Raw genomic sequence first — 10186 nt, forward strand, 5'->3', positions numbered from 1 at the left:
ATATCATCTCGCATCTTCGCTCGTTCCGGCGGGCGAATCCGCCGACACCGCCACCGCCATCGCATACTCGTGTTCATGGGGAAGGCTGACCTGGATGTCTTTCAGTCCACCAGCCTGGTCGAGAGTCGCAGCAGCACCTGTCAGGTGAACCTCGCACCCACCCCAGTCCGCACGGCGAATCTCGATGCACGTCCAGGACGCTGCTTCGTCGTGAGAACGCAATACCTTGAATACTGCTTCCTTGCCGGCGAAGCGCGCAGCCAACCGCTGAGTATTGTTGTCCCCGGAGCACACTGACCGTTCGTGCGGAGTGAACACGCGGGCGAGGTAGCGCTCACCGAACCGCGTGATGCTCTCCCGCACATCCTCGATAGACACGATGTCGCATCCGAGTCGACATGACACGGTGGTCTCCTCCTTCTCGAATCCGTTCATTCGGCTTCTGTCCGGGCGGCTGCAGATACAGCGCTACGACTCGTCGATTGCACACCGCTGGACGCCTACACCTGGGTGTGAGGTTCGGTGTCCCTCATCGACCTGTTGCACCGGACGCGTCCGATGGGCCGTGTCCGACCCGATGCGACAAGTATCGCGCACAATTTTCGGCGACCCAGCTGAGAACGGCCTCCCGGAGGGTGGAAATGAGGGTGAAAGCAACGTTTTCGGACGGGATGTGTATTGGAAAGTGAGCGTTGTCCGCGCATAATCGTGACCTTCCGCACAGAGTAATTGAATCTGTAACGAGGCGACATTGCATTGCGATTGCTCCGGCAACAGCGATGGCAGCCGCCGGGTCCTATGCGTACGTCAACTTCGAAGAAGGCTGGATGCACGGGCGTGTATTCGTGTCGGCTCGCTTCTTTCCCGGACGGTCGGCACTCGCTCCGGCAACCGTCGCCGTCATGACCGTCTCGCCGATGCCGGCGCGGTCGCTTCGGTCGGCAGCCGGGAGATCCGTACGACAATGCCCTCGCCGAGACGTTCGACTCGCTGTTCAAGACCGAACTGGACCGCACCAAGGGTCCGTGGAAGTCGATCGATGATCTCGGGATCGCGGCGGCCGGGTACATCGACCGGTTCGATCTTCGCCGTCTGCACGGCGAGATCGGGATGATCCCGCCCGTCGAAGCCGAACACTCCCACTGCCATCCACACATCCCGGCCGGAACAACCGGACGGGACATCGAGAGCCTCTGCCGAACCCGGGGCGCAACAGTGGCCAACGCAGGCCCGGAACCTCACGGTGCCCGTCGGCGTTGACCCCGGTGGCGACCATCGGACCGCGTTCACGACCTGCTTGTTCTCTCGGACTTCATCGGCAACACATCGGCTGAGACGAACGTGAACGGGCCCGCACGATCGAGGCGGCGTTGTCGAACCGCGGTGACCTGCTCGGCGAGGTCCCCGGCCTCCGTGGGCCCCTGCTCGGACGGGCGATCCGATTCGGCGTGACCAGCAACGGCCCGGCACGCACTATTCCTGATACCGCGTGCGGTCGAGCCGCGCTCGGCGACACCGTCGAACGCACGACGCCTCGGCGGCGGGTGGTTCCTGGAGTCAACCGGCGATGACAAGTAGTTCTTGTAGTCTCAACGGAATCGCTGGTGAATAGCACCTGTGCGCGCGTCGCAAGTCAGTACCTGGACGATGGTCCTTATGGTCTCTATCTGTGGATAGGCGCTCCTTTCTGACAATGATTGCCGCGGGAACAGCGGTCCTGACCGGCTGCACACCTGCATCTTCCGCTCAGGACCAACCGGTGCCGGTGTCACAGACGGGAATCGGCGCGGCCCCTGCCGATTCCCGTCTGGCCGCAGCAGAGCCTGCGCCCCTGCTCGGTCCCCCGCCGAGATCTGCCCGCCTTCCTACCCCTGCAGGGCCGCTCACCAGAATCCCGGGTGCCGGCAACAACATTGCGCTCACCGTCGACGACGGCGCCAGCTCAGAAGTCGTCGGCGCCTACGTGCAGTTCGCGCGCGACAGCGGCGCCCGCTTCACCTTCTTCGTCACGGGTGTGTTCGACTCCTGGACAGACCACAAGGATGAGCTGCGGCCGTTGGTCGAGTCCGGCCAGATCCAGCTGGCCAACCACACTTGGGACCATGCAGACCTCACCTCGCTGACCGCCGCTGCCGTCGCGTCGCAACTCGAACGGACCAAGTCGTTTCTGCACAACACCTTCGGAGTCGACGGCACCCCCTACTATCGGCCACCGTTCGGTTATCACAACGCCACCGTCGACTCTGTCGCCGCCGACCATGGTTACGCCGTACCCACCCTCTGGTACGGATCGTTGTCGGACTCGGGTCTGATCACCGAGCAGTACCTTCTCGAATGCGCACACAAGTACTTCAATCCACAGACCATCGTGATCGGCCACGCCAACCACCCACCCGTGACACACGTGTACGGAGAACTCCTCGACATCATCCGCGATCGCCAGCTCGCGATGGTCACCCTCGACGACATCTTCGAGACCTGAAGACACGCAGGCCAAGCAAGTCGTACGTATCGACAAGGGAAGAGCCACGCACGTTGCCATGCGGACCACTCCCGCGGCCACCCCGATGGCCGCGGGAGTGGTCTGTGTCGCTGAGGCCGTCGCTGCCGCCGGCGACTACGTCGGCGCGTTGCAACAGTGATCCTGTCGGCGTCGAGGGTTGGAAGTGTGAACCGCATCCGGACAACATGATTCCGCATACCTTCAACAGCGGACTCCATGTCGGTCTCCGCGGTGAAGCGGTATCGGCGAAGGCGCCCGCGGCGACCCTCAGTTGTACATCGGCACCGGACTCGGCTCCCCAACCCGTCGATGCGACCGAACCGCCCACACCGGCGCGGCCGCCCTAGACGGACTTCCGACGCTGTGCTCGAACGGGCACTGACTCCGCGTGTCCCAGTGCATGGCAAGGAGATTCGAATGAAGAGTCTGCCCGCAGATCCATCGCTCCCCTGGCGTCGAACATGGATCGCGGCGATCGCGATTGCGACGATGGTCCTGTGTGTGATGAACGGTGAGCAGTTGATCGCGTCGTTCGGCGCGGTACCCGTCACATTGCCTGTGTGGGTCGTGTTCGTGGTGGTCGGAGTGCTGATGTTGGTTCGACTGGATCTGTTCCGCAGTACGCGTTCTCGTCGTCGACTGCTCGCGCCCGCAGTCGTGTCGGGCGGCACCGTGGCGGTCGTTCTGGGCGTGGTTGGTGACCAGCTCCTGGACACCAACTGGTCAGCGATTCTGCCGAGTGATGCAGCGGAGCGCTGGAGTGCGGCCCTTTCCGCCCCACTCGCCGAGTAAGGCGCAGAACTGGTCTGCGTGTACGCGCTGTTCCGTCGCTGCGTCCCGCACATGCCTTCGTCATCGTTCGTTCGTCGGGCTCGGATTCGATGTCGTCGAGGATTTCATCTACGTTCTCTCGCCGCGGACGAGGCGGAGCCCGGATCGCAGGTGCAGGAAATACTGTCGCAGATGGGGATCCGATTTGGGACGGTGGTGCCGCGTCATTGGGCATTCCCCGGTAACAGTGCGGTGGGTCTGCCGATCCTCCTGAGACCGATGCGATGGGGAGCACAACCTGAGCCGGGGGAGGAGCCGCGCGTTCGCGGCCGCTCTGCTCGGCGCAGCGTGGTTCATGCATTTCGTCTGGGATCTACCGGCTCCCGACGAAACGGCCAGCTGCAGGTGGGAATGCCGACACGATGGCTCGACGACATGGCGTTGTTCGCCATACTCTACGGGCGCGTTCAACACACTGAGCGCAAGTACGTCGACGGCCGGATCGCGCGCGCAGGACGGGAACCGTCCGGCCCACTCAATGCAGGCGACCAGGCGGTGCTCACCTCCCTTCCGACGGTTCGAGGACGTAGGGTATTACGCTCGAAGATCCGCCCGACGAACGGGCGAAGCGCGGCCCGGTCGACGAGGCGCGCTCAGGTCGATGCTCTGGAGATGCTGCAGGCAATGGACTCGCCGTTCAACAGCGCTCGCGTTCCGGCAACGGACAAAGCGCTAGTTGGCAATCCGGGCCGTGGTGACACGCCGAATCCCGGCCTGGGTGACCGTTCCTGACCAGGATCCTCGCCCCCTCTTTTTCGGTAATCGCTGCTGTACGAACATTACTTCCGCTGCGACCGCGTAACGGTGGTGTGTGGGAGCCAGGAGGCGTATACGGGCGCGTAGGTGCGGGCGGTGAGGTCGAGTACACGGACGCGTCTGTTGTGGTGATGCCCTGCCGCAGCGGTGACGAAGGCATAGTGGTGGTCGGTGCTGATGATGGAGAGGGTCGGCGCGAGATCCTGCAGTTGAGAGATCTCGGCGGTGGGTTCGAAGCCCGATTGCCGACACGCGGACATCAGATAGTGGGAGTACGTTTCTCGGCTGGGTGGGTGGGGCAGGAGCAGCGTGTCGTCGCGGAGATCGCGGAGTGCCACGGTATCCGCCTTGGCTAGGCGATGTGTTGCTGAAACCGCGATGCGCAGGGGAGTGGTGCCAATCGTCACGCACTCGAGGGGGCCAGTGCTTGTTCGATTGCGCGAGAGCGCGACGTCCGCTCGTCCCGAGCGTAGTTCGGCCCCGAGGTCCGAGATCGGAATCTGGCGCAGCACGACAGAGGCCGTGCGGGGACCGGAATGTGGGAGGGGAACGAGGTCGAGCAACTCGTCGACCACGATGTCGGGAGTGTAGGCAACGGTGACCGTACTCGGGTCCGAGTCGTGTACGGCGCGAACAGTACGGGCGAGCACGGCAGCCGCGTCGAGGAGTGAGAGGGCGCCGTCACGAAGGGCCGTACCGGACGGGGTCAGCTGGATACGGCCACCGACCCGCTCGAAGAGCGGTAGGCCGACATCGCGTTCGAGGGACTTGACAGTCCCGCTGACTGTCTGTTGGCACAGGTGTAGCTCCCTTGCCGCGGTGGTGAAGCTCAGGTGTTCCGCCACGGCGGCGAACTGTCTGATCCGATGGAGGTCGAGGAGAGCCGGGGATGCCGTGCTGCTGCTCCTGGGCGAGGGTGGTGGAGTATGTTCTTGCGACTGATCCGCCGCCGCAGGTCGGCTCTCGGTCACCCGCACCGACACCTGAAAATCCTTTCGCCGAGCTGTTCGGTCACTCGTCCGACGACGATGCCGGCACTCGCGCGTAGCCGGTTCCGATTCGGTTGACGGCGAATCCGTGGAAAGCAATGCTGCCGAGCACTGTCGCGGCCATGACGTACAGGACCAGTGATGCGTCCTCGAGGTCCGATATTCCCCGCCATGCCAGTAGTCCGAACACGATCGAGGCGGTGCCGCGTGGACCGAGGAGCGCAATCGCTCGCCTTTCACGGGTTGACAAGTCGGATCCGATGAGGGCGAGTCGGATGGGGGTGATCCGGATGACCGTCAATGCGGCAGCGACGAACACGAACACATACCATCCGGGTAGTCCAATGCCGAAGAGGTACGAAACCGTGGCGCCGAAGAGGAACCACATCGCCATGCTGCTCAGGCCGGCGAGATCCTCAGCGAGCTCCAGCTCGGACTTATTGTCGTCTGCGCCGTTCACGTTTCGGCGGGCGTGATATGCGATACCGCACACGAAAGCCGCGATGAATCCGTTGGCGGACAGCGCGCCGGCAGCGGAATAGGAGAGGAGTGCGAGGAGTGCCACCCCCATCCGGATTCCTCGCGGCGTTGTGAGGGCGCGGTCTGTAAGCACACGGGTCGCAGCACCGCCTCCGAATCCGACGGCGATGCCGACAACTCCTGCTACAAGCGACGACTGCAACCCGTGAACTATTGCAGTGACGGTATTTCCGCCGCTGTGATCATCGCCCAGCAAGGCCAGGGCGACGACAAAGATCGGCGCCACAACGCCGTCATTGTAGCCGCTCTCCACGTTGAGGATGTTCCGCACACGTAGTGGCAATCGTCTGTCGTGGAGAAGGCTCGACGCCGGTGCAAGGTCGGTGGGCACCACGACGCAGGCGATAATCACGAGTGTGGCTGCCGCGGTGAACGGCAGCAGAAGAGCGCCGAGGATGACCGCACCGAGCATGGAGAGCGGAAGGGCCACAGCGAGCAGGCGAGTCGACACCGACCGCTCGCCGCCGAACAGTCCATTCCTGACTTCTGTGGCATCGACGAACAACAGCAGCGCAAGAATCAGTTCGACGACGTGCTCGGTTTCAGAGGCGTTCAGTAGATCTGTCAAATCCTCATGCATGAGACTTGACACCACGATGCCTGCACCAACCATCACCAGCGGCGCTGCCAGCCCGAGCCTTGCGATTCCCCGGGCACCGAGTGCGCAGACAATTCCGACGCAGAGTCCGACCACGACAAACACGCTCACCAGGACGCTCCTTTCGAATTCCGACCGAGTCGACTCAGATGACTCGGCAGAGCCCTCGGTCGCCGCAGTCCGGATCGAAAGTCCTTGGTGACCAGATTGGTTGATACCTGCTGGTAGCGACTCGGCGGTCACATTGCCGTAGCCGACCTGGTCGAGCGCTACACCATATGTCGTAATTCCCCGGCTGCAAAACAGCGAAGAGTTCGGTTTCGACAACCGACAACTGTGGACGTGATCGACGAAGGGCTTTACCTGGGCGAACGGCAGGCTACTTCGGTGCTGAGTGGTCCGAAGTCAGCATACGTGGAGATTTTCACATCGATTTGCACGCCTGGTTGACAACTGGGTCAGCTACCGTTTGTGCGGTTGGTCGATGGCATCGGTCGCTCCGGCGACTGATGCGATTCGTGTTGGGCGCTATGTCAGTTGGTTCTGCTAAACCAGCCTGTGGCCGGGAGAGATTGATCGTGGAGCCGATCTTACGTCGAACTGACTGATACCCGAACTCGGCTACACCGCGGGGTTCTCGACGGCTGCCCCGGGGCGGATCCCCGGCTGCCGTCGGGGTGCGGATCGCGGTGCCTGTCGCGCAGCGCTGGAGCTGAACCAGAGGCTTCTGGTGTCGATGTCAATCGACCCGAACGGAACATGTTGAGGAGATGTAGAGATGGTCGGAGGACGCACGATCGCGGCTGCACTGCTGCTCGTGTCGGCCCTCACCCTGTCCGGATGCGTACTGCGAGCCGGTGGTGACGCGGCGGGGATCGGTGACGAAATCCCGGATACTTCACCCGGGTTGGTGCTGGAACCCGCGCCGACTACCACGGCGCCACCCGCGCCGGCGAAAGTCCGTGCAGTGTCGAATGTTCCGATGCGCCGCTTGGCGCCCGGGGAAAGGCCGCCGCAGTTCGTTCTGTTCTCCTTCGACGGGGTTGGTTTGACACCGAACTGGGACATGTTCCTCGACACGGCCAAGCAGGTCGATGCCCGCTTCTCGGCGTTGATGACCGGCCTGTATTTCCTGACCGACGACAACGCCGGACACTATCAAGGTCCTGGGCATAGGCCGGGTCAGGCCGCGATCGCATTCGGTGGCGATGAGGCGGACGTGCTCGAGCAGGTCCGGTATCTCAACGACACCTGGCTGGACGGGCATGAAATGGGCACCCATTACGTCGGGCACTTCTGTAAGGGCAGTGGCTATCACGGCTCGCAGTGGACGACCGCGGACTGGGTGCACGAACTCGGCCAGTTCCACTCCCTGATGGCGAACTGGCGCGCCAACAACGACATCAACACCGGGCCCGATCTGCTGTTCGGACCGGAGGAAGTCCGTGGTGGTCGCACTCAGTGCCTCGAAGGCCGACTCGATCAGCTGATTCCGGCCTGGCATCAGTTCGGCATGACGTGGGATTCGTCAATGCCCGCCGACCGGCCGGGGATCTTCTGGCCCGAGAAGATCGACGGCGTCTGGGAGTTCCCGATCCCGTACGTGTACTCTCCGCCGCTCGGTAAACGCCAAACCGCTCTGGACTACAACTTCTGGTTCACCCTCAACGGAGCGAAGGAGCAGCCGCACACCGCCAAGCAGGCCGCCGAGATCACCGCGGGTACCTACAGATTCATGTTCGACGAGGCCTACCACGGGAATCGGGCACCGCTGGTGATCGCCAACCACTTCAACGACTGGAACGGTAACGCCTTCAACCCGGCCACGGCCGACTTCATGTCAGACGTGTGCGGCTTGCCCGACACCTACTGCGCCACCTATTCGGACGTCGTTACGTGGATGGAACTGCAGGATCCCCTGCTGCTCGCCGAGTGGCAGGCGCAGGCTCCGGTCGCTGCCGATGCGCCCGCCCTCTGACTCCGACCTCACTTACGTGAAAGGGAAACTCGATGATCCGTACCACGACCGCGGTACTGACCTTGGCGGCGCTGACCTTGTTCGCCACTGCCTGCGGCGATGACGACGACACCCCAACGACCACAACCACGACGACTGTGGTCAGCGAATACGACACCGAGGGTGCGGTGATGGAGGATCCGCAGGGTGGCACCGGCACGGTGCCGTGTGAGGGGACGATCTGTACGAATCCCAACCATGGTGCGGGGTCGGATCCGCAGGGCAACGGTGGTGCGGTGATGCAGAATCCGCAGGGTGGCACCGGTACGGTGCCGTGCGAAGGCACCATCTGCACCAACCCCAACCACGGCGCCGGCAACTGACGCGCGGTTGGCCATGTACCGATGACGCCCCGACAACCAACCCTCACCCGTCGACAACTTCTCGCACTCGGCGCGCTTGCAGTCCCGGCCCCAGTCGGTGCGTGCGGGCTCAGCGCTGAGGTCGACGGGACCGCGATGCCGATCACGAACACGTATTCACAGCCGACGGTACCCACTACGCCTTCCGTCGCGACGACCGGTGAGACACCCGCGCACACCTTCGATGCCTCGCGGTACCTGGGTCTGGAACCGCAGCAGTGGGGCACCGATCTGGCTGGGATCGAGTCGTCGGTGGCACCCGCATCCGATGGTCGACGCACCATGGCGCTGACATTCGACGCGTGCGGTGGGCCGAGTGGCTCGAACATCGACACCCACCTGATCGACACGCTCGTCGAGTACCAGGTCCCCGCCACGGTGTTCCTCAACGAGCGATGGGTGCGCGCAAACCCGGGCGCGACCGAACAGTTGGTGGCCCACCCGCTGCTGCGCATCGAGAACCACGGCACGCTGCACGTGCCCTTGTCGGTATCCGGCCGGGCTGCGTACGGCATTGCAGGCACTGTCGACGCCGAAGCGGTGATCGAGGAGATCGAGTCGAACCGCCAGACGCTGCGCAGCGTCGGCGTCGACAGTCGATGGTTCCGTGCCGGCACTGCCCACTACGACGATGTCGCCGTCTCCATTGCCCGGGATCTGGGAGTTCGCCTCGCGGGCTTCGCAACGAACGCGGATTTCGGCGCTACGGCCACATCCGATGCGGTGGCGCGGCAGATCCTGGCGGCACCTGATGGTGGGATCGTCCTCGCCCACATGAACCAACCGTCGTCGGGAACAGCGGCCGGACTGCGCAGGGCACTGGATGCTCTGACCGGACAGGGCGTGCAGTTTGTTCATCTCGACGATGACACCTCATGAGGGTCCCACAAGCTGCGACCAGTGGGCACACCGCACCCTCGCGGAGGGAACGGGAACATACAGCGTGTGTCCACGCCGCATCGTCCGCGGCGCGAACCCCGGCACCGTTGTCGTTCTGTAGCGACTGCCCGGTCACTGCGCGGTGTCTCAGGTACTCGATCAAGCATGACGATCGCTGGGGTCAGCCGTCTGCCCGGAATCGGCGTCGCAGAGCGAGGCAGTATGAAGAGTGATGGGCGATACCGCACGCTATTCCCGACGGCCGTACCGCTCTGATGCGACGTAGAATGCGTCGGAGGGCAGCCGACTCGCGGGAGGTGGCCCAGAACAAGCATCCTTCACCGCCAGATATGTTCGATCGCGACACGTTCTGCCGGTTGGTTCGAGTCCTGTTCTCGGAAGTCTGTTGACTCGTCACGATTCTCGGGGGACTGTGGCTGCGGTGACACTGCTTCCACAGATCTCTCGCGTGCTGCCCGAGGTGCTTCCCGTCTTACAGTGGGCCCGTGGTGAACCCGGGCGGTCGGCCTGAGGGCCTGCGATGCATGGCTCCGGGCTCGGCAAGGTCCGTTTGGTCGTCGAGCGTACCTACGCTTGGCTGCACCAGTTCAAGCGTCTGCGAACACGTATCCGAGATACGAGGCGACCTGAATCAGGGTCTGATCGAAGTCGCCTGCAGCATTATCTGTTCGAGACGACTGCGGAAATCCT

Annotated in this window: 9 protein-coding genes and 2 pseudogenes; 7 read left to right on the forward strand and 4 right to left on the reverse strand. The window is 63.4% G+C overall.

Translation table 11 applies throughout. The annotated features are described in order from the left end of the window. Positions 1-3 precede the first annotated feature (3 nt). Entirely contained in the window at positions 4-435 is a 432-nt protein-coding gene (locus tag ACN675_RS09370) for a holo-ACP synthase (RefSeq protein WP_420750596.1), read from the reverse strand. A gap of 555 nt (positions 436-990) precedes the next feature. Here ACN675_RS09370 and ACN675_RS09375 point away from each other — a divergent pair. Continuing rightward, on the forward strand, positions 991-1260 hold the full coding sequence (locus ACN675_RS09375) for a hypothetical protein (RefSeq protein WP_420750607.1): 270 nt from the start codon (positions 991-993) through the stop codon (positions 1258-1260). Here ACN675_RS09375 and ACN675_RS09380 read toward each other — a convergent pair. Beyond that, positions 1223-1409, reverse strand: a pseudogene (locus tag ACN675_RS09380) (transposase); the annotation flags it as partial. The gene ACN675_RS09375 and the pseudogene ACN675_RS09380 sit on opposite strands and share 38 nt — an antisense overlap. A 260-nt stretch (positions 1410-1669) precedes the next feature. Between ACN675_RS09380 and ACN675_RS09385 the strand changes: the two are divergent. Then, positions 1670-2482 carry a polysaccharide deacetylase family protein gene (locus tag ACN675_RS09385; RefSeq protein ID WP_420750597.1) on the forward strand — a complete coding sequence of 271 codons (813 nt, stop codon included), beginning with the start codon at positions 1670-1672 and terminating at the stop codon, positions 2480-2482. Between the two features lie 438 nt (positions 2483-2920). Beyond that, positions 2921-3295 carry a hypothetical protein gene (locus ACN675_RS09390; protein ID WP_420750598.1) on the forward strand — a complete coding sequence of 125 codons (375 nt, stop codon included), beginning with the start codon at positions 2921-2923 and terminating at the stop codon, positions 3293-3295. An 818-nt stretch (positions 3296-4113) separates the two neighbouring features. Here the strand turns inward: ACN675_RS09390 and ACN675_RS09395 are convergent. Together ACN675_RS09395 and ACN675_RS09400 are read right to left on the reverse strand one after the other, a co-directional pair. Further along, a complete protein-coding gene (locus ACN675_RS09395; protein ID WP_420750599.1) occupies positions 4114-5073 on the reverse strand; it encodes a LysR family transcriptional regulator in 960 nt (319 codons plus the stop codon). 28 nt (positions 5074-5101) lie between these two features. Continuing rightward, on the reverse strand, positions 5102-6328 hold the full coding sequence (locus tag ACN675_RS09400; protein ID WP_420750600.1) for a cation:proton antiporter: 1227 nt from the start codon (positions 6326-6328) through the stop codon (positions 5102-5104). Positions 6329-6995: 667 nt separating this feature from the next. Between ACN675_RS09400 and ACN675_RS09405 the strand changes: the two genes are divergently transcribed. The 4 genes and pseudogenes from ACN675_RS09405 to ACN675_RS09420 form a co-directional block, all read left to right on the forward strand. Then, positions 6996-8195 (forward strand): polysaccharide deacetylase, encoded by a 1200-nt coding sequence (locus ACN675_RS09405; protein ID WP_420750601.1) that lies wholly within the window; start codon positions 6996-6998, stop codon positions 8193-8195. Positions 8196-8227: 32 nt separating this feature from the next. Next, on the forward strand, positions 8228-8557 hold the full coding sequence (locus tag ACN675_RS09410; RefSeq protein ID WP_420750602.1) for a hypothetical protein: 330 nt from the start codon (positions 8228-8230) through the stop codon (positions 8555-8557). A gap of 135 nt (positions 8558-8692) precedes the next feature. Continuing rightward, entirely contained in the window at positions 8693-9475 is a 783-nt protein-coding gene (locus tag ACN675_RS09415; RefSeq protein WP_420750603.1) for a polysaccharide deacetylase family protein, read from the forward strand. Between the two features lie 544 nt (positions 9476-10019). Further along, a pseudogene (locus ACN675_RS09420) lies at positions 10020-10186 on the forward strand (IS5/IS1182 family transposase); the annotation flags it as partial.

Source organism: Rhodococcus sp. O3, from assembly GCF_048897285.1.
GTDB lineage: Bacteria > Actinomycetota > Actinomycetes > Mycobacteriales > Mycobacteriaceae > Rhodococcus.

Bases quoted from the DNA above. Each gene is read 5' to 3' on its own strand.
- ACN675_RS09370 (WP_420750596.1), bottom strand. From the start codon at position 435: ATGAACGGATTCGAGAAGGAGGAGACCACCGTGTCATGTCGACTCGGA.
- ACN675_RS09390 (WP_420750598.1), top strand. From the start codon at position 2,921: ATGAAGAGTCTGCCCGCAGATCCATCGCTCCCCTGGCGTCGAACATGG.
- ACN675_RS09405 (WP_420750601.1), top strand. From the start codon at position 6,996: ATGGTCGGAGGACGCACGATCGCGGCTGCACTGCTGCTCGTGTCGGCC.
- ACN675_RS09410 (WP_420750602.1), top strand. From the start codon at position 8,228: ATGATCCGTACCACGACCGCGGTACTGACCTTGGCGGCGCTGACCTTG.
- ACN675_RS09415 (WP_420750603.1), top strand. From the start codon at position 8,693: ATGCCGATCACGAACACGTATTCACAGCCGACGGTACCCACTACGCCT.